Source organism: Nitrospirillum pindoramense (assembly GCF_007827955.1).
Taxonomy (GTDB): Bacteria; Pseudomonadota; Alphaproteobacteria; order Azospirillales; family Azospirillaceae; genus Nitrospirillum; species Nitrospirillum amazonense_B.
Genome location: NZ_VITR01000015.1, coordinates 77508 through 95886, shown reverse-complemented (window position 1 = coordinate 95886; position 18379 = coordinate 77508). Strand labels below are relative to the sequence as shown.

The window sequence follows — 18379 nt, the reverse complement described above, 5'->3', positions numbered from 1 at the left end:
CGCATGAAAATTGCGATCGTGACTTCGGGCGGTGTCGGCCGAGATGGCGTGCACGGCGCCGTTCCCTGCCTCATGTGGCTGATCGAGCGTTTGGTCCAGGCGGGCGACGAGGTGCATGTCTTCATTTTTCAACAAGAACCGGATGCGTGCACTTGGCCGCTCCGGGGTGCCGCTGTCCACAATGCCGGGAGCCGCTCCCCCCGTCGTGGCATGCTCCGGCAGATCATTGCGGAACATCGTCGCGGCCGTTTCGATATTATCCACAGCCTGTGGTCGCCGTGGGCAGAGGCCATTGCCGCGCTGACCGGCCGGCTGCTGCGGGTGCCGGTTCTGCTTTATTTCGCCAATTATGAGCTGGTGGGTTTTCCGGATGTGAAGTACGGGGACCAACTGTCCACCGTCTCCCGGATGCTTCTGCGGTGGGCCTTGGCCCACGCTGGGCGTGTCGCTGGTCAGAGTGAACCCGTGGTCCGCTTATTGGCGCAGAGAAGATACCCGGCGTTACGCCTGCCCTTGGGCGTGGCCCTGAATGAGTGGCCGCTGCGGCCGCCTCGCCGCCGTGATCCGACGGCACCGGCTATGCTGTTGCATGTGGCACACGTTACTCCGGCCAAGGATCATTCCATGCTGCTGGAGGCGGCTGCCCGGTTGAAGGCGGCTGGTGTCGCTTTCGAACTGGACCTCATCGGCATTGATATCCCGGGCGATGGCTCTTTAATGCGCCGCGTGTCGGAGTTGGGCCTGGACGGGCAGGTTCGCCATCACGGTTTTCTACCCCGTGAAGCTATCAGGGGCTTTTTCGAGCGGGCGGACCTATTGGTGGTGACGTCGCGTTTCGAAGCGGGCCCATTGGTTGTATTGGAGGCTGCGGTCGCCGGCGTTCCAACGGTGGGGACCGCGGTGGGGCATCTGGCCGAATGGGCCCCTCGGGCAGCACGAGTGGTTCAACCAACCGACGCTGTGGCCTTGGCGGCTGAGCTAGAAGAAGTCCTCGGCGATGAGGAGCAACGGTTGGACCTCGCCGTCCGGGCTCAAAGAGCGGCGGTGGAGGAAGACGCCGACACCACCAGTCGCCGCTTCCGGGATGTCTATCAGGAAATGGTTGGGCAATCAGCGACGTGACCCAGTCATGATCGCTGGTCCGGCCAAGGTCTCTTCGCAGACGCCCCAATCCGCACAACACGCCAAGGGGTGTGCATAAATTATCCCGGAACCCACCCGGGTCACTCCAAATTTTCTCAGCGATTTCAAGGCTTTGCCACTTTATGTGATGGAGGTTTGGCCATTTGGTGCGTTGGATGGCCACTTTATGTGTTGGGGAACAGTTGCAATAAAAAAAGCAAAAAATAGAATCGAGTTGACAACGCTGTCAGCGCAACTATTAATAACATGGCTGGCGTTTGATGCGGGCACTACGGTCGTCAACGGTCTAGGTTGACGGCAAGAAATTTCCGCACCCTATGGGCAATTCATGAGCCCGACGCCGGCAAAGGTGAGCCTGGTTATCAAGTAAAAATAACTACATCTTCGGGAGGAGAAAGACATGAACGCGCATGCATTCTGCCGATCCTGTCACGGACACACTCACGATAGTTAACGCTGGTTGACCCATTCCGGTAACGGAAGGGAAAGGGCCCAGCCGACCGTGAGATCGGCATGCCCTTATTCCAGTAGACGGTAGATCCATCGCGACCGGACAGCAGCGCTGTGCCGTTCCCTGATCTGCGCCCACGAACCAGGGGTTGCAGGGGGAACCGTGGCCAGCGGCCGGGTTCGCGCACCCACGAATATCCCGCAGGGAGGGACCCCTCATGTACGGAGAGTTGAAGACGTTGCGGCGGCTGTTGATGGGAGCCGCCTCCGTCGCCATCCTGGCGGCACCGGCCGCCTTCGCGCAGAGCGCCCCGCAAGCCGCGGCCCCCGACCCCCAAGGTGCCGCCCCCCAGGCCGGGACCCCGGCCGACCAGGGCGGCGTCGAGGAGATCGTCGTCACCGGCTTTCGCAAGTCGCTGGCCGACGCGCTGGAGAACAAGCGCCAGTCGAACCTGATCATCGAATCCATCACCGCCGAAGACATGGGCAAGATGCCCGACCAGGACATCGCGGAATCGCTGCAGCGCCTGTCCGGCGTGCAGATCGACCGCGACAATGGCCAGGGCACCCGCGTCCGCATCCGCGGCCTGAGCCAGAACGTGACGGTGCTGAACGACGAACCCTTCCTGTCCGGCCTGGAAGCCTACGCCTCGGGTGAAGGGTCCGGCGGCGGTGGCGGCACCGCCACCAATTCGCTGGAGGCCATCCCGTCCGACCTGATCGCCGGCGTGGACGTCTACAAGTCGCCCCAGGCCAGCCTGGTCGAGGGCGGCATGGGCGGCATCATCAACCTGAAGACCCGGTCCGCGCTGGACGCCCCGCAGGGCTGGACCCTGGGCGGCAATTTCCGCATGACCACGGGCGAACACGCCCGCATGGAGAATTGGACCCCCATCGGGGCCATCGTCGGCAGCTACAACTTCAACAACAAGATCGGCATCACGGCGGCCTTCTCCTATGCCGAGACGGACACCCACACCGACGTGATGCAGGGCCAGAACCGCGCCGGCTGGGCCATCGAGCCCGCCGCCGGCACGTCGACCAACCCGATGGCGACCATCCCGCGGACCTATATCTCGCCCGAGCTGCTGTACTTCACCGACCGCGACACCGACCGCACCCGCATCAGTGGCCAGCTAGGCGTCGACTACGCCGTCACCGACAGCCTGACCCTGAACGCCGACTGGCTGCACTCCACCTACGACATCCTGACCCAGGAGGCGTCGAACAAGGTGTGGTTCAATTCCAACGGCCTGGGCCTGGGCATCGACCCCAGCCAGCCCTATGACATCGACAGCAACGGCGTCATCAAGTCCGCCACCATCCGCGCCCTGGGCGCCGAGGGCGACAGCGACGTGCAGAACGTCCATGTGACGGCGGACAACTTCCACCTGGGCGGCAAGTGGGACAATGGCGGGCCGTTCCGCGCCAAGTTCAAGGTCACCTACGCCACCTCGGAATACAATTCCGACAGCGCGCAGCAGGACGTGGAATATTCCCAGTACAACGCCGCCCAGCCCTGCGCCACCAGCCCCAACGGCTATTGCAACGCCCCGCTGAACCCCCTGGCCCCGGGCGGCAGCAGCCCGATCAGCCACGGCCCGGCCTACTCCTTCAACTACGTCAACAACGGCACCCTGCCGTCGGTGTCGTACAACGCGCCCTATGCCGACCTGATCAGCAACCCCAACAACGCCGTCTTCAAATCGGCCTGGGCGTGGAACATCCACTCCAAGGATGATTTGTGGTCCGGCCACGCCGATGGCGAGTACGACGCCGACTTCATCAAGGCGGTCAAGACCACCTTCACCGTCGGCGTGCGCTACACCGATGACAAGATCAACTACGCCCTGTCGCACTACGAGCTGGACAAGTCCTCGGCCGGCCAGACCGGGTACTGCAGCAACGGCACCTGCTACGGCACCTACGGCTATTACATGGATCCGGCCATCCTGAACGAAGGCCTGACCAACCCCGCCACCGGCGCCACCGCCGGCGGCAACTTCGTGGGCGCCACCGGGGCGCCGTCGCAAACACCGCCGGTCATCCCGGCCCAGACGGCGCTGACGGCGCCCAACCGGGCGCAGCTAATCAGCAACTTCTTCCCCACCGGCAACGCCGGCAGCAGCATCCTGGTGCAGAACCTGTCCCAGATGCAGAACCCGGTGCAATGGCTGCAGGGCAACTTCCCGCAGTTCCCGGGCAAGATGGTGCGCGACCCCATCAACTCCTTCGTCATCGAAAGCCAGCGCGCCTCCGGCTACGCCATGGCCGACATGGGCAGCAAGGAGGACCGCTTCCACCTGAACATCGGCGCCCGCATCGTCGACACGGTGCAGAAGGTGACGGCCGGCGCCCTGCCTGCCAACCCCATCTACATTTCCGACGAATCCTGGGACGGCTCCAACGCCATCACCAACCCGGATGTGATCACGGCGGAACGGCACTACACCGACATCCTGCCCAGCATGAACCTGGTGCTGGACGTGGCGCCGGACCAGAAGGTGCGCTTCTCCGCCGCCCGCGTCATGTCCCCGCCCAGCCCATACCAGCTGGGCACCGGCGCGCAGTACAACTTCACCCGTGAGACCAACAGCGCCGGCAAGCAGGGCTTCGCCTTCGTGGGCGGCAGCGGCGGCAACCCGAACCTGGACCCGTTCCGCGCCACCCAGATCGACATCGGCTACGAATGGTATTTCGGCACCCAGGGCGCCCTGACCTTCGGCGGCTTCTACAAGTCCATCGACACCTTCATCCAGACGCAGACCACCTCCATCACCGTGATGGACGACTTCGGCGGCAGCACCGCGGGCTTCACCGCCCCCAGCAACGGCGCCGGCGGCAGCATCAAGGGCTTCGAGGTCGGGGCGCAGTACGCCTTCGATTTCGGCGTGGGCTTCAACGCCAACTACACCTACTCGCTGTCCACCTCGTCGACGTCCACGTCCTTCGCCCAGGACCTGCCCATCCCCGGCGTGTCGCTGCACGCCCTGACGGCGCAGGCCTATTACCAGAAGAACGGCCTGGAAGCCCGGCTGTCCTACAGCTGGCGGTCCAGCGCGGTGAACGGCGACGCCATCGGCTCCACCTTCGCCATCCTGGACGCCACCACCAACAAGGCTGTGACCTACGGCGTGTTCAGCCGGCCCTACGGCCAGCTGGACGCCCAGCTCGCCTATCAGTTCACGCCCGAGTTCGGCATCACCTTCGAGGCCGTCAACCTGACCGGCGAGTCTCAGGAGACCTACCTGCAGTACAAGAACCAGCCCTTCACCTACATGAACTCGGGTCGCCGGTTCATGTTGGGCGGCCGGTTCAAGTTCGGCGGCTGATGCCTGTGACCTGCGGGGCCGGACTGGATAACCCAGACTGGGCATCCGGACCGGCCCCGTGGACCCTGGGAACCCTTGGCACCCGTTTCGCCAAAGGTTCCCGATGACGGGGCGGCGGCCCCAGCGGCCGCTTCCCGTTTCTTCTTCTTGATCTCCCTTCTGCGCATACCCTCTCCCCGGGGACTATGCGCCCACTCCGGGCGGCATGATTGCGATCGTGCCGCCCTTTCTTTTTTATGCCATTACAAGGGTAGTGACCCTGACCTTCGGGGGTCTTGACGATGGGAGTTGAGCGCGCATGGAAAATGAGGCCCGGAAGCCGACGATCATCGACGTCGCCCGTGAATCCGGGGTTTCCATCAAGACCGTGTCCCGCGTGCTGAATGGTGAGCCCTACGTCAACCGGGCTACCCTGGACCGGGTGCTCAAGGCCATCCATGACCTGGGCTACCACCCCAACATGTCGGCGCGCACCCTGGCCGGCAAACGCTCCTACCTGCTGGGCCATCTCTATGGCGACCCGGCCGGCCCCTACACCATGGAAATCCAGGTCGGCCTGCTGAACCGCTGCCGCGCCCGCGGCTATCACCTGCTGATCGAGGAGATCGACTATCGTGGCCAGGACGTGGAACGCCGGGTACGCGCCGTGCTGGACTGGCTGCGCCCCGACGGCGTCGTGCTCACCGCCCCCATCACCGATGAGCCGCGCGTCCTGTCGGTCCTGGCGGAAAGCGGCATTCCCCTGGTGCGCGTGACGGCGCAAAGCGGCGGCGACACCTATTCCTCCGTCTGGATCGATGAACGCCAGGCCGCCGCCGCCCTCACCCGCCACCTGCTGTGCCTGGGGCACCGGCGCATCGGCCTGATCAAGGGCGCGGCCCACCACGGCGCCACCGACCGCCGCTATCTGGGCTATCGCGACGCCCTGGCGGAGCTGGGCATTCCCGAAGACCCAGACCTGATCGAGCAGGGCGCCTTCACCTTCCCTTCCGCCCTGCCCTGCGCCGAACGGCTGCTGTCCCTGGCCGAGCCCCCCACCGCCATCTTCGCCTGCAATGACGAGATGGCGGCCGCCGTCATCGTCGTCGCCCAGGCGCGGGGCCTCAGCCTGCCGGGGGATCTGTCCGTGGCCGGGTATGACGACTGCCCCATCGCCAGCATGACCTGGCCGCCGCTGACCACGGTGCGCCAGCCCATGCGCAGCCTGGGGGAGGAGGCGGCGGACCTGCTGATTTCCCGCCTGATGGAGCGGCCGCGCGGCGATGCCGGCGTACCCCACCGCCTGGTACCGCACGAGCTGGTGGTGCGGGCCTCCACCGCCCCGCCGAAAGCGCAGAGCCCGGCCCGCCGCCGCGCGAAGAAGGTGGGCTAGAAGCCGCGACCGCCGGGACAGGCCGGGGCTTGCGCCTGCGATGATTTGGCCATACACTGAACCACATGGTTCAGTGTTCAGATCTTCCCCTCGATCTCTCGTTCGCAGCGCTGTCCGATGCGACCCGCCGCGGGATCATCGATCAGCTGGGCTGCGGGGACGCGTCGATCACCAGTCTCGCCGATCAGTTCCGGATGACGCTGACCGGCATGAAGAAGCACATCCAGGTCCTGGAACGGGCGGGGCTGGTCGTCACCCGGAAGGTCGGGCGGGTAAGAACCTGCACGCTGGGGAAACGCGGCCTCACGGCGGAGGCCGAGTGGATCGAGGCGCATCGCAAGCTCTTCGAGGCCCGCTTTGACGCATTGGACGAGATCATCAGCGAATTGAGACGGGAGGAAAGCGATGACTGAGCATGGTGAAGGTGCTGGTGGTGCGCGGAACCCCACGTCCGTCGAGCGTCGGGGCGACCGCGAACTCGTCATCACACGGACATTCGATGCGCCGCCGAGCACGGTTTATCGGGCATGGAGCCAGGCGGCGCTGTTCCAGCGCTGGTGGGTACCAAAGTCGGTCCCCGGCATGTCGCTGGTGTCGTGCGATATGGACGTCCGCACCGGCGGGAAGTATCGGCTGGAATTCACCTTTGGCGGTCCGGACACCATGGCCTTTTACGGCAAGTATCTGGAGGTGGTGCCGAACGAGCGCATCGTCTGGACCAACGACGAGGGCGAGGAGGGCGCGGTCACAACCGTGACCTTCACGGACCTGGGCGGAAAGACGCTGCTGACCTTCAACGAAGCCTATCCATCCAAGGAAGCGCTTGAGGAGGCGCTGCAGGGGTCGGCGGCGGCATTGCCGGAGCAGCTGGGGCAACTCGGCGACGTGCTGTCCAGCCTGGGCGACCCGTCCTAACGGGCCAGATCGCGCAAGACGGCCACGGTGGCCGCCGCCAGGGCGGGGTCGGTACGGACCCCGGGCGGCACCGCCTGGTCAAACAGCAGGCGGGCGGGGCCGGGGGACAGGACCAGCACCCGGTGGGCCAGGGCCACCGCCTCCGCCAGGTCATGGGTCACCAGCAGGGTGGGTACCGGCCGTCGCACCAGGTATTCGGCCAGGACGGCGCGGGCCAGGCGCTGGTTGCCTTCATCCAGCGAGGCGAACGGCTCATCCAGCAGCAAGGCCTGGGCGTCCACCGCCAGGGCGCGGGCCAGGGCCAGGCGGCGGGCCATGCCCAGCGACAACTGCGACGCCCAAACATCCGCCTTGGCCGCCAGGCCCAGCCGCTCCAGCAGGCGGGTCGCCTCCGCACCATCGGCCCCGGCCAGGTCCAAATTCTGCCGCACCGTGCGCCAGGGCAGCAGGCGCGGCTGCTGGAAGACGACGCCGAGGCGCGGCCCCTCCCCGCTCCACCGGACAGTGCCCGTCACCTCCCGGTCCAGGCCCGCGACCAGGCGCAACAGGGTGCTCTTGCCACAGCCGGACGGGCCAACCAGGGCCACCACCTCGCCAGCGTCCAGGCCGAAAGAAACGGGGCCCAGCACCGCGCGGCCGGCCAAACGCTTCTCGCGGATGTCGACGGTCAGCCGGGTCATGACGCCTTCCATCGGGTGGCCCAGCGTTCCAGGGGTTGGAAGACCGCCCATTCGATGATTTGGATGATCAGGATGAAGGCCAGGGAATAGGCCAGGATGTGGGCCACGTCGAACAGCTGGAAATAGACCTGGATCTGAAAGCCGACACCATCACTGCGGCCCAGCAGTTCCACCACCAGCACGATCTTCCAGATAAGCGCCAGGCCCGACCGGGTGGCGGCGAACAGATAGGGCTGCAACTGCGGCAGCACGACATGGCGCAGGGTGGCGGCACGGCCGAAACGGAAGGCGCGCCCCATCTCCAGCAGGTCCCGGTCCAGCGCGCGCACGCCCTCGCGCACGGTGACGGCGGTGGTGGGCAGCTTGTTCAGGGCCACCGCGGCGATGGCCGCGGCCTCCGTCAGGCCGAACCAGACATAGAGCAGGACGATCAGCACCAGGGCCGGCAGGTTCAGCAGCAGCAACAGCGCGCTGTCCAGCCACAAATCCACCGTGCGCCACCAGCCCATGGCCAGGCCCAGGGCCGTGCCCGCCACCATGGCCAACAGGAAGGACGCGGCCACCCGCGCCAGGGTGATGCCGACATGATGGGGCAAGGCGCCCGACACCACCTCGCGCGCCAGGGTGGCCAGCACGGTCGAGGCCGGCGGCGCCAGGGGGCTGGCGGCCAGGCGGCCCGCCCCTTCCCATAAGAGCAGCAGGACCAGGATGGACAGCGCGCGGACCAGCCAAGCCCGCCCCCGACCTACCAAGATGACGCCCGCCAAAAGGTGCCGGCCGGCAGCGTGTCGCCGCCATCGCCCACCAGCGCCGGGCCGCCCACGGCCGCCAGCACCTGATACAAGCGGGCTGCCGCCTGCCATTCGGCGGGGCCCCAGTGGGGGGGGATGCCGCGGCGATACCAGTCACGCAGGGCGAGGAACTCCGCATCGCTGCCGGCGTCGGCCAGGGGACGCAGCGACGGCCACTCCGCCTCATTTTCCGTCAGAAGGGCGCGGGCCTGGCGGCTGGCGGCGATGAAGCCGTCCAGCACCGCGCCGTTGGCCTTGGCCCAGCGTTCGGAGAAGACATAGCCCACGATGGGCGGCGTGCCCTGGATGCCCAGGCCGGACACCGCGTCCTCCACCGTCAGCAGGGTGCGCTGGCCCGCCGCCTGGCCCCTGGCGGCGAACGGCCAATAGGTCAGCAGGGCGTCCAGCCGCCCCGCCGCCAGCGCGTTGGCCAGCAGGGGCGGCGCCCCGAAAGTCTTTTCCGTCGCCCGATCCAGGTCGATGCCCGCCTGCCGCTGGGCATAGGCGCGCAGGATCAGCCAGCTCTTGTCCAAGGGCCCGCCGGCAATGCCCAGGCGGCGGCCGGCCAGGTCGGCCAGCGTGGCCACCGGGGAACCGGCGGGCACCATCACAGCGCCGGCGACGTTGGAGAAGGGGATGAAGGTCCAGTCGGCGCCGCCCCCTGGTCCTTGGGCCGCGCGCTGCCGCGCCACCCACAGCCAATCCACCGCGATGGTGTCGACCTGGCCCGCCTGCAAGGCGACCTGAGTCGCCTGTCCCGTCGCGAACTCCTGGGAAACGAGGGCGAGGCCGTGGGCCGTGTCCAGCCCATGGCGGCGGATCACGTCCAGTTCCCACGACACGGTGCCATAGCGCAGCACGCCCACGCGCAACGGCACCGCCGCCGCCCGCGCCCGGCGGGACGCCACCCCCGCCACCACGCCCGCCATCGCGCCCATGGCCAGCAGGCGGCCCAACAGGCGACGACGCGTCATGCTCATGATCTGATCCGGAATCGGGGGCATCCTCCACGCCCGGTCCAAAGGACCGGGCCCAGGTTGTTCCTGGTTTCGCAAACCATTATCGGGCCGCCGGCTTCACCCCTGTCAACCCGCCCCCTCTACGACTATAGAATGAGACAGCCCCCTGATTTCCAGCCCTGATTTCCTATGGCGGCCCAGGATGCCAGGGGCCATTATCGGGCCATGGTCCCTGGTCTGACACCAGTCTCTGGTCTGACAATCAAGGAGACGGCGGAGATGTCCAACCGCCGCCATGGTTTGATAGGCGTCTTTCTCGCCGGCCTGCTAATGGCCGGACCTGTGGCCCATGCCGCGCCGCCGGCGAAGGCGCCGGACACCAAGCCCGACCCCGCCAAAGCCGACCCGGTGGCCAACATCGCCTATCTGGCGTTGACCCAGAAGCGGGTGCTGCCCCTGAGCTTCCTGGACCAGCCGCCGGACGACGACGGGGTGCAGGGCGCGCGGTTGGCGCTGGCCGACAACACCACCACCGGCCGCTTCATCCACCAGGCTTATCACCTGGAAGAGGCGCTGGAGCCCGATGCCGACGCGGTGGTCGCCGCCTTCAAGCGGTTGGTGGCCCAGGGCTACCGCGCCTTCGTCACCGACGTGCCGGCGGACCTGCTGCTGCGCCTGGCCGACTTGGCCGAAGCGAAGGACGCCACCCTGCTGGACGCCACCACCACCGACGACGCCCTGCGCGGCGACAAATGCCGGCGCAACGTCCTGCACCTGCTGCCCAGCCGCGCCATGCTGGCCGACGCGCTGATGCAGTACCTGGCGGTGAAGAACTGGCGCGACATCCTGCTGGTGGCGGGTCCCAACCCGGAGGACAAGCTGTACGCCGACGCGCTGCGCAAGTCGGCGCGCAAGTTCCGCCTGAAGATCGTGGCGGACAAGCCCTGGACCTATGACCCCGGCGCGCGCCGCACCGACACCGGCCATTACGCCATCGGGGCGGAGGTGGCGCGCTTCACCCAGGGCCTCAAGTACGACGTGCTGGTGGTGGCGGATGAAGGCGACAATTTCGGTGACGAACTGGGCTATCGCGCCACCGACCCGCGGCCGGTGGCTGGCACGCAGGGCCTGGTGCCCGCCGCCTGGGCCCGCCCCTTCGAGCAATGGGGCGCCACGCAACTGCAGGCCCGCTTCCTGAAGCAGACGGGCCGCTGGATGACGGAGCGGGACTACGGCGCCTGGATGGCGGTGCGCGCCCTGGGTGAGGCCGCGACCCGGGGCGGCAGCGTGGAGGGGGCGGCCATGACCGCCTACCTGCGCAAGCCGGAGTTCGAGCTGGCGGCCTTCAAGGGCGCGCGGCTCAGCTTCCGCGGCTGGGACGGGCAGTTGCGCCAGCCGGTGCTGCTGGCCGACGCGCGGTCGCTGGTGTCCGTCTCGCCGCAGCCGGGCTTCCTGCACGAGACATCGGAACTGGACACGCTGGGCACCGACCAGCCGGAGACGACATGCCACCCAAGCTGATGATGAAAGCCACCCTGACGGTGGTCGCCCTGCTGTCCGCCACCCCCGCCCTGGCGGAGCGGTTGCTGGTGTCCAATGAGAAGGACAACACCATCACCGTGGTGGATGCCGGCTCCCTGGCCGTCATCAAGACGGTGAAGGTGGGCGCGCGTCCCCGGGGCATCACCCTGTCCAAGGACGGCAAGGCGCTTTACATCTGCACCAGCGACGCCGACCACATCGAGGTGCTGGATCTGGCCAGCCTGACCGTGACCCGCACCCTGCCCAGCGGGCCGGACCCCGAGCTGTTCACCTTGAGCCCGGACGGCAAGACGCTGTACGTGTCCAACGAGAACGACAACATGGTGTCGGTGCTGGACATCACGTCCGGCCGCATCGCCACCGAGATCCCGGTGGGGGTGGAGCCGGAGGGCATGGGCATCAGCCCGGACGGCAAGATCCTGGTGAACACCTCCGAAACCACCAGCATGGCCCATTTCATCGACACCCAAACCCACGCGGTGCTGGCCAACGTGCTGGTGGGCAGCCGGCCGCGCGTGGCGCAATGGACCAAGGACGGGTCGCTGGTGTGGGTGTCGGCGGAGGTGGGCGGCACCGTCAGCATCATCGACGCCGCCCAGCGCAAGGTCATCCAGACCATCCGCTTCGAGATCCCCGGGGTGCCGAAGGAATCCATTCAGCCCGTGGGCATCCAGCTGACCGCCGACGGCAACACCGCCTTCGTGGCGCTGGGCCCCGCCAACCGCGTGGCGGTCATCGACACCCACAGCTATCAGGTCAAGAAGTACCTGCTGGTGGGCCAGCGGGTGTGGAACCTGGCTTTCTCCGGCGACGGCAAGCGGCTGTACACCACCAACGGCGTCAGCAACGACCTGTCGGTCATCGACGTGGACGCACTGAAGGTGGTGAAGTCGGTGCCGGTGGGCCGCCTGCCCTGGGGCGTGGTGGTGGCGCCTTGAGCCCAGCTCCCCCGGCCGCCGCTCTGGAGGTTTCCGGCCTCAGCCATTCCTTCGGCGCACGTCAGGCGCTGCGCGATGTCGGCTTCCGCATCGCGCCCGGCGATTTCACGGCGCTGCTGGGCCTGAACGGCGCCGGCAAGACCACCCTGTTCGCCCTGGTCACCCGCCTCTATCACAGCCGGCAGGGGCGCGTCACCGTCTTCGGCCATGACATCCGGCGCCAGCCCTCCGCCGCCCTGGCGGCCATGGGCGTGGTGTTCCAGCAATCCACGCTGGACCTGGATCTGACGGTGCGGCAGAACCTGGCCTATCACGCCAGCCTGCACGGCATAGCCGGATCGCGCGCCCGCACCCGCATCGAGGAAGAGCTGGAGCGGGTGGGCCTGGCCGACCGGCGCGACGCCCGGGTGCGCCAGTTGTCCGGCGGCCAGCGCCGGCGGGTGGAACTGGCCCGCGCCCTGGTGCATGACCCCGCCCTGCTGCTGCTGGATGAGCCGACCGTCGGCCTGGACATCGAAAGCCGCCGCTTCCTGATCGAGCATGTCCGCCATCTGTGCCGGCAGCGCGGCTTGGCCGTGCTGTGGGCCACCCATCTGATCGATGAGGCCGATGACACGGCCAAGGTCATCGTCCTGCACCAGGGCCAGGTGCTGGACCAGGGCCCCGTTCCCGAGGTGAACGTGCGGGCCGGCGTGACCACGCTGCGCGCCACCTTCGACACCCTGACGGGACAGCGGCAGGAAGGGGGCGGGCGATGACCCCGGTCCAATACCTGCGCTGCCTGGGTGGCATCGTGAAACGCGAGGCGCTGCGCTGGACGCAACAGCGCGGCCGCTTCCTGTCCGCCCTGGTGCGGCCGCTGGTGTGGCTGGCCATCTTCGCGGCGGGCTTCCACTTCGTTCTGGGCGTGTCCATCATCCCGCCCTATGACACCTATATCCCGTACGAGGTTTACATCGCCCCGGGATTGCTGGCCATGATCCAGCTGTTCAACGGCATGCAAAGCTCGCTCTCCATGGTGTACGACCGGGAAATGGGCAGCATGAAGACCCTGCTGGTCAGCCCCTTCCCCCGCTGGTTCCTGCTGACGGCCAAGCTGCTGGCCAGCGTCGTGGTGTCGGTGGTTCAGGCCTATATCTTCCTCGGCATCGCCTGGTTCTGGGAGATCGAGCCGCCGCCGCTGGGCTATCTGACGGTGCTGCCGGCTCTGATCCTGTCGGGCCTGATGCTGGGGGCGCTGGGCCTGGTGCTGTCCTCCTTCATCCGCCAGTTGGAGAACTTCGCCGGGGTGATGAACTTCGTCATCTTCCCCATGTTCTTCGCCTCGTCCGCCCTTTACCCCCTGTGGCGGGTGAAGGAGAGCAGCCTGACGCTCTATTGGATATGCCAGGCCAATCCCTTCAGCCACGCGGTGGAGCTGATCCGCTTCGCTCTGTACGGCCAGGCGGACCCGCTGGCGGCGGGGGTGGTGGCCGGCTGCACCCTGCTGTTCATGATCATGGCGGTCTGGGGCTATGATCCCGGCCGCGGCCTGTTGGCCCGCCGGGGCGGCGGCGACTAACCCGCCAGGGAGGACAAGGATGCGCGTCACGGTTCCGGTGGCCCTTCTGCTCACCGCCCTCATCGGCGGGGCGTCCCTGACGGCACGCGCCGCCCCGCCGCAGGCGGACCCGGACTGGCCGTGCCACCAGCGCCTGGTGCCGGAATTGACCGGCGCCACCTACTGGAACGGCCCCGCCCTGCCCGATCATGCGGACTGGCGCCATGACAAGGCGGTGGCGGCCGTGGTCCTGGCCGTGTCCCCCCGCGACGTGCCGACCGAGGAGGGGGAGAAAACCCTGGCCGCCTTCGCCGACAAGGTTCCCAAGGCCCGGCGGGCCGCCGTATACCCCAAGGCCTTCGCCGCCATCGTGGAGGAGGTAAACCGCCAGCGCGGCGACGTCATCGCCCGGCTGAAAAGCCTGGCCCATCGCCAGCGGGAGGTGGGCGACCTGGTGTCCCAGGCCACCAATGAATTGCAAGCCATCCCGGCCGACGTCACCGATCCCGACAAGCGCCAGCAGCGGGCGGAGATCGTGCAGCGCCGCGATTACCTGATCCGCAGCTTCGAGGAGGTGGAGCGCACGCTGCGTTACACCTGCGAGGTGCCTGTGGACCTGGAGGCCCGCCTGGGCAGCTATGCCCGTGTCCTGGGGGATCGCTTGGCGCCCTGAACAGCGAAGCCACCCTGGCGCGGGTTATTGTTTGCTTTTACAACCATTGCGGCGCATGATCGCGGCGCGATGGTGCCCTCCTCCGCGAAATGCCATGCTTATGCCCGAGCCTGTGGAATCCGCCTTCATTTACGCCCTGGCCCACCGCGCCCCGGATTTGGCGCACCGTGACGCCGGCGCGCAAGACCAGGCCTGGGTCGAGACGTTGATGGCGCAGGACATACAGGCGATCCTGGGCCCCTTGCCGGCCGAGATGGCCGGCCCCCTGGTGGCCATGCAGGTGCGGGGCCGTCTGGCGGGCCATGCCGCGCAATTCCCCGAAAGCCGCCTGCAAATCATCGAGCACCGGGGCGAGGCCATCGGCTATTGGCGGATGGCGTGGGCCCAGGGCCGCTTGGTCGACATCGTGATCGATGCCGGCTTGCGGGGTCAGGGGCATGGTGGACGCCTGCTGGCGGCGCTGGCGGCCGCCGCCGACGCGGTCAACGTGGCCCTGACGCTGGCGGTGCGCCTGGATAATCCCGCCATCCGCCTTTACCACCGCCTCGGCTTCCAGCCCTCAGGCTCCACGGGGCCATTGCAAGATCTTCGGCGCGCACCACTCGCCCCCTGATAGCAGGGACATGGGGCTCCTACGATAACCCACGCATTACGCCACATCCCTCATTTTATGGTTGTGGTCCAGCCCCGCATCCCGTAAAGCTTGCGCATAATAAACATAAATACCCGTTCGGCGGGCATTTCGTATTGCCCCGGCACGTGCCGGGCCAACGCCATAAAAGCGAGGAAAAACCATGGATTCCTTTATCGGCACCGTCATGCTGTGGTCCGCACCGTGGATCCCCAGCAACTGGGCGGTTTGCGACGGTCGGCTTTTGCAGATCAGCCAATATCAGGCCTTGTTCGCGATCATCGGCACCTACTATGGCGGCGACGGCATCCGCACCTTCGCCTTGCCCGACCTGCGGCAGCGCGTTCCCGTCGGCGCGCCGCAAATCAACAATGTCGGCCTGCAAAGCGGAGCCCCCAGCACCACCCCCGGCCAGTTGGGCAACCCGGTGACCCTCACCGCCGGCAACCTGCCGGCCCACACCCACACGGCCACGTTCACGGGCAGCGGCGGTGCCAGCGGCGGCAGCGCCGTCGCGTCCGGCCCGGTCAGCCTGACCTTCAGCGACGGCAGCGGCACCATCACCGGCACGGGCAGCGCCAAGATCGGCACTACCGCGCCCGGCGCGAAATCGCAGACCCTGACCGAAGGCGCCTTGCTGACCCATGGCGGTGCCGGATCGCAGATCTACACCACCAGCGGCACGCCCGTCCGCGTTGGCGCCGCCGACGCCGTCAGCGTGACCGGAACCTGCAGCGGGGTTTCCGGAACCGTTTCCGGAACAATCAGCCTGCCTGTCACTGGTTCGACGGGCGGCATCACCGGCGGCACCGTTGCCATCGGTATTACCGGCAGCAACGCCCCCGTGGATCTGAAACTGCCCACCCTGCTGATGAACTACATCATCTGCCTCAACGGCATCTTCCCCTCCCGCGACTAAGCCTTCTCCGGCCCCCTCTCCTGAGGGGGCCGTTTTATCGAAGGGTGTCCCTGCAGAGTCGCGATAGCGAAAGGCGCAAAGGCGGTAATGCTTTCGCAGTAATCCACAAAAACTTACAAGATGTGACGGGTTCTTATATTTTATTTCTCAAGATAGAAATATCATTTTTAGTCATTTTTGAGTTGTTGTCTCTCGTCTTTTTGCGTAAAAATTGTGCGCTCGGCGTAAATTACCCGCAGCACTCGCGCCACCCCTGGCGCCGTCATTTCCCTTCATAAATTTTCAACTGAGACGAGGCCGAATCATGGCAGATTCTTATATCGGTACGGTCATGTTATGGGCCGTGCCTTGGGTGCCGCAGGACTGGCTGCCCTGCGATGGCCGGACGCTCCAGATTTCCCAGTACCAGGCCCTGTTTTCCCTGATCGGCAACATTTACGGTGGCAGCCAGGCCCAAGGCACCTTCGGCCTGCCCGACCTGCGCAACCGGGCGGCCATCGGCGCGGTAAGCACCAACGGCCCGTTCACGCCGCAGGGCACGGTCAACCCCGCCCCCGGACTGTTTGGCAACCCGGTGTTTATCAGCGTCAACAATATGCCGACGCACACCCACGCCGCCGTCTTCACCCCCACGGGCGGCGGCGGGTCGGGCGGCGCCATGACGGCCAGCGGCACGATCAGCGTTCCGGTCACCGCCTCGGGCAGCATCACCGGCACCGGCAGCGTCACCGGCACCGGCACCGCCAATATCGGAACGACCAACACCGCCGGTCGCGGTCAGACACCCAGCGCAAACGCGTTGATTACCACGGCGGGGCCGAGCACGGCGATCTTCGCGCCATCGGGCAACACCCCCACCATTCCTCTGGGGCCGAACGGTTCCGTAACCATTACCGGCACCACCACCGTCACCGGCACCGCCACCGTCACCGGCACGGCTGCGGGCACCATCAGCGTCCCTGTCACGGGAGGCGGCGGCGGCATCACCGGCGGCACGGTCACCATCGGCAATACAGGTGGCGGGGTGGCCCTTAACCTGGGTCTGCCCGTCCAACCCATCAACTACATCATCTGCGTCAACGGGCTTTATCCCACCCGTCCGTAAACCAGGCGACGGGGCGCCCGTTACGAAGCGGGCGTCCCCTCACCGGCGGGCGCGACGGCGCTGTCTGCCGCGCCCGTCGGGGAAATGGCGTCCCCCCGCCGCGCCTGCGGCTTGGTTGCCAGGGGCTGCACGCCCTGGCTATAGGGATGGGGAAAGCGGGAATCCAAGGGCAGGTGCACGCGCTGCTGATGCAATGCCGGTTCGCGGAACCCCGGCGAATACGGATGGCGGACGCCAGGATTGAAGGCCACGTCGTAAAGCTCCGTCACCGGCCCTGTTATGGTCAGCCAATGGGCGTTGCGACCGGTGCGCAAATCCACGATCTGCAGGCCACACCGCTGCTTCACCTGGCTTTGCTGCAGCTTTTCCGTCAAGGCCATGCTGGCACCGAAGCTGTTGGCCCGCAATTGCGACAGGCCAATCACCGCGTAATCGCCGATGAAGGTCAGGCCGCGGGCGAAGCCAGGGCAATCCACCACGGCCACGAAGCCCCCCCGGTCGCCATCGACATAGCCGAACTGGCCCGCTGCGGAGTTCAGGACCCACAGCCGGTCGCGATACCACCGGGGCGAATGGGGCATACCCATGCCCGTGGCCACGGGTTCGTTCGCGGTCAGATCCCAGACCATTCCGCCGGCGTTGCGATTTTCACGCCAGCCCCCCGCCTCCACGGTCCGGCCGCACAAGGTGGCATAGGCGATGGCGCCGTCGCAGGCGGCGAAGCCGTTCAGATGGCAGAAATCGGCCTTCACCAGCATGGGCACGAAGTCCGGCTTCCATAGCGGCCGGAAATTATAGCGTTCATCCAGGGCAGCGATACAGCTGAACGAGGTGGCGACGAACGCCAGCTCATGCGTCTCACCACCGAAGCGGACATCCGCCAGGACGTCATGGGTGTCGCACGGCCCGACAAAATAGCCTTTGCGCGGCATGTAGACGGCGTCCTTCAATTTGCCGTCGACGGTGGCGACACCCGTATTGGCGAACTTCCACACCTGCTCGCGCGTGCCCACCCACAAATGCCGGCTGCTGAGGGCCAAGCCCATCGCCGTGCCCACCACGCGATCCAGCACCTGCAACTGCCCATCCTCGACATACAGGAAGATCAGCCGGCCCGATTGATAGGTGGACATGACAAGGCTGCCGGCGGTCTGGGCCAGCCAGTTGGCGAAGTCGGGAGATGGCAGGAAGCGGGGTACGGCCTCACCATCCTGGGTGGGCATGAGGGTCGGATCGACGGTGTCCGCCCCGGCAAACCTTGCCGGCGCCCCATGAAGCGCTTGTTCCTGATCGGACATTCGGTACCCCCCTCTAAACCGGCGTCCAAACCCGGCGCCAATGGCACCACGCCGACACCACCTTAAATCGATGAGCCTATGCGCTCAGTCG

At 66.7% G+C, this 18379-nt stretch carries 17 protein-coding genes; 13 read left to right on the top strand and 4 right to left on the bottom strand.

Annotation, left to right across the window (positions count from 1 at the left end; all coding sequences use genetic code 11):
* Window positions 1-3 precede the first annotated feature (3 nt).
* The 5 genes from FBZ90_RS22300 (at window position 4) to FBZ90_RS22280 (ending at window position 7212) form a co-directional block, all read left to right on the top strand.
* Window positions 4-1122, top strand: coding sequence for a glycosyltransferase family 4 protein (locus tag FBZ90_RS22300; protein WP_145735191.1), 1119 nt, complete (start codon window positions 4-6; stop codon window positions 1120-1122).
* Between the two features lie 689 nt (window positions 1123-1811).
* A complete protein-coding gene (locus FBZ90_RS22295; RefSeq protein ID WP_145735190.1) occupies window positions 1812-4925 on the top strand; it encodes a TonB-dependent receptor in 3114 nt (1037 codons plus the stop codon).
* 298 nt (window positions 4926-5223) lie between these two features.
* Entirely contained in the window at window positions 5224-6297 is a 1074-nt protein-coding gene (locus FBZ90_RS22290; protein WP_145735189.1) for a LacI family DNA-binding transcriptional regulator, read from the top strand.
* Between the two features lie 65 nt (window positions 6298-6362).
* Window positions 6363-6710 carry an ArsR/SmtB family transcription factor gene (locus FBZ90_RS22285; protein WP_145735188.1) on the top strand — a complete coding sequence of 116 codons (348 nt, stop codon included), beginning with the start codon at window positions 6363-6365 and terminating at the stop codon, window positions 6708-6710.
* A complete protein-coding gene (locus FBZ90_RS22280) occupies window positions 6703-7212 on the top strand; it encodes an SRPBCC family protein (RefSeq protein ID WP_145735187.1) in 510 nt (169 codons plus the stop codon). The genes FBZ90_RS22285 and FBZ90_RS22280 overlap by 8 nt, the downstream gene beginning before the upstream one ends.
* On the opposite strand, the gene FBZ90_RS22275 is transcribed toward FBZ90_RS22280, so the two are convergent.
* Genes FBZ90_RS22275 through FBZ90_RS22265 form a run of 3 tightly spaced genes read right to left on the bottom strand, consistent with a single transcriptional unit; the run spans window position 7209 to window position 9663 of the window.
* Complete coding sequence (locus FBZ90_RS22275; RefSeq protein WP_145735186.1) at window positions 7209-7892, bottom strand: ABC transporter ATP-binding protein; 684 nt, start codon at window positions 7890-7892, stop codon at window positions 7209-7211. The genes FBZ90_RS22280 and FBZ90_RS22275 overlap by 4 nt on opposite strands.
* Window positions 7889-8644 carry an ABC transporter permease gene (locus FBZ90_RS22270; protein WP_211102256.1) on the bottom strand — a complete coding sequence of 252 codons (756 nt, stop codon included), beginning with the start codon at window positions 8642-8644 and terminating at the stop codon, window positions 7889-7891. Before FBZ90_RS22270 ends, FBZ90_RS22275 begins: the two co-directional genes overlap by 4 nt.
* Window positions 8638-9663 carry an ABC transporter substrate-binding protein gene (locus FBZ90_RS22265; protein WP_145735185.1) on the bottom strand — a complete coding sequence of 342 codons (1026 nt, stop codon included), beginning with the start codon at window positions 9661-9663 and terminating at the stop codon, window positions 8638-8640. The genes FBZ90_RS22270 and FBZ90_RS22265 overlap by 7 nt, the downstream gene beginning before the upstream one ends.
* 258 nt (window positions 9664-9921) lie before the next feature.
* On the opposite strand from FBZ90_RS22265, the gene FBZ90_RS22260 reads away from it, so the two are divergent.
* The 8 genes from FBZ90_RS22260 (at window position 9922) to FBZ90_RS22225 (ending at window position 16990) form a co-directional block, all read left to right on the top strand.
* On the top strand, window positions 9922-11163 hold the full coding sequence (locus FBZ90_RS22260; protein WP_145735184.1) for an ABC transporter substrate-binding protein: 1242 nt from the start codon (window positions 9922-9924) through the stop codon (window positions 11161-11163).
* A complete protein-coding gene (locus FBZ90_RS22255) occupies window positions 11148-12122 on the top strand; it encodes a YVTN family beta-propeller repeat protein (protein WP_246130693.1) in 975 nt (324 codons plus the stop codon). Before FBZ90_RS22260 ends, FBZ90_RS22255 begins: the two co-directional genes overlap by 16 nt.
* Entirely contained in the window at window positions 12119-12880 is a 762-nt protein-coding gene (locus tag FBZ90_RS22250; protein ID WP_246130687.1) for an ABC transporter ATP-binding protein, read from the top strand. The genes FBZ90_RS22255 and FBZ90_RS22250 overlap by 4 nt, the downstream gene beginning before the upstream one ends.
* The gene (locus tag FBZ90_RS22245; RefSeq protein ID WP_145735183.1) at window positions 12877-13683 is read left to right on the top strand and encodes an ABC transporter permease; all 807 of its coding nucleotides are present in this window, start codon (window positions 12877-12879) and stop codon (window positions 13681-13683) included. Before FBZ90_RS22250 ends, FBZ90_RS22245 begins: the two co-directional genes overlap by 4 nt.
* A gap of 19 nt (window positions 13684-13702) precedes the next feature.
* Entirely contained in the window at window positions 13703-14335 is a 633-nt protein-coding gene (locus tag FBZ90_RS22240) for a hypothetical protein (RefSeq protein WP_145735182.1), read from the top strand.
* A 100-nt stretch (window positions 14336-14435) separates the two neighbouring features.
* Window positions 14436-14948, top strand: coding sequence for a GNAT family N-acetyltransferase (locus FBZ90_RS22235; RefSeq protein ID WP_186455989.1), 513 nt, complete (start codon window positions 14436-14438; stop codon window positions 14946-14948).
* Between the two features lie 181 nt (window positions 14949-15129).
* The gene (locus FBZ90_RS22230) at window positions 15130-15885 is read left to right on the top strand and encodes a phage tail protein (protein WP_145735180.1); all 756 of its coding nucleotides are present in this window, start codon (window positions 15130-15132) and stop codon (window positions 15883-15885) included.
* A gap of 304 nt (window positions 15886-16189) precedes the next feature.
* Window positions 16190-16990: a phage tail protein gene (locus FBZ90_RS22225; RefSeq protein ID WP_145735179.1), complete on the top strand. Its 801-nt coding sequence runs from the start codon at window positions 16190-16192 to the stop codon at window positions 16988-16990.
* A 20-nt stretch (window positions 16991-17010) separates the two neighbouring features.
* Here FBZ90_RS22225 and FBZ90_RS22220 read toward each other — a convergent pair whose 3' ends face one another.
* Window positions 17011-18288 carry a TIGR03032 family protein gene (locus FBZ90_RS22220; protein WP_145735178.1) on the bottom strand — a complete coding sequence of 426 codons (1278 nt, stop codon included), beginning with the start codon at window positions 18286-18288 and terminating at the stop codon, window positions 17011-17013.
* Between the last annotated feature and the right edge of the window lie 91 nt (window positions 18289-18379).

What these genes read in the sequence shown, in the direction of transcription:
- FBZ90_RS22235 (WP_186455989.1), top strand. Translation starts at nt 14,436, where the DNA reads ATGCCCGAGCCTGTGGAATCCGCCTTCATTTACGCCCTGGCCCACCGC.
- FBZ90_RS22280 (WP_145735187.1), top strand. Translation starts at nt 6,703, where the DNA reads ATGACTGAGCATGGTGAAGGTGCTGGTGGTGCGCGGAACCCCACGTCC.
- FBZ90_RS22260 (WP_145735184.1), top strand. Translation starts at nt 9,922, where the DNA reads ATGTCCAACCGCCGCCATGGTTTGATAGGCGTCTTTCTCGCCGGCCTG.
- FBZ90_RS22220 (WP_145735178.1), bottom strand. Translation starts at nt 18,288, where the DNA reads ATGTCCGATCAGGAACAAGCGCTTCATGGGGCGCCGGCAAGGTTTGCC.
- FBZ90_RS22265 (WP_145735185.1), bottom strand. Translation starts at nt 9,663, where the DNA reads ATGAGCATGACGCGTCGTCGCCTGTTGGGCCGCCTGCTGGCCATGGGC.
- FBZ90_RS22300 (WP_145735191.1), top strand. Translation starts at nt 4, where the DNA reads ATGAAAATTGCGATCGTGACTTCGGGCGGTGTCGGCCGAGATGGCGTG.
- FBZ90_RS22245 (WP_145735183.1), top strand. Translation starts at nt 12,877, where the DNA reads ATGACCCCGGTCCAATACCTGCGCTGCCTGGGTGGCATCGTGAAACGC.
- FBZ90_RS22295 (WP_145735190.1), top strand. Translation starts at nt 1,812, where the DNA reads ATGTACGGAGAGTTGAAGACGTTGCGGCGGCTGTTGATGGGAGCCGCC.
- FBZ90_RS22290 (WP_145735189.1), top strand. Translation starts at nt 5,224, where the DNA reads ATGGAAAATGAGGCCCGGAAGCCGACGATCATCGACGTCGCCCGTGAA.
- FBZ90_RS22255 (WP_246130693.1), top strand. Translation starts at nt 11,148, where the DNA reads ATGCCACCCAAGCTGATGATGAAAGCCACCCTGACGGTGGTCGCCCTG.
- FBZ90_RS22240 (WP_145735182.1), top strand. Translation starts at nt 13,703, where the DNA reads ATGCGCGTCACGGTTCCGGTGGCCCTTCTGCTCACCGCCCTCATCGGC.
- FBZ90_RS22285 (WP_145735188.1), top strand. Translation starts at nt 6,363, where the DNA reads ATGGTTCAGTGTTCAGATCTTCCCCTCGATCTCTCGTTCGCAGCGCTG.
- FBZ90_RS22275 (WP_145735186.1), bottom strand. Translation starts at nt 7,892, where the DNA reads ATGACCCGGCTGACCGTCGACATCCGCGAGAAGCGTTTGGCCGGCCGC.
- FBZ90_RS22225 (WP_145735179.1), top strand. Translation starts at nt 16,190, where the DNA reads ATGGCAGATTCTTATATCGGTACGGTCATGTTATGGGCCGTGCCTTGG.
- FBZ90_RS22230 (WP_145735180.1), top strand. Translation starts at nt 15,130, where the DNA reads ATGGATTCCTTTATCGGCACCGTCATGCTGTGGTCCGCACCGTGGATC.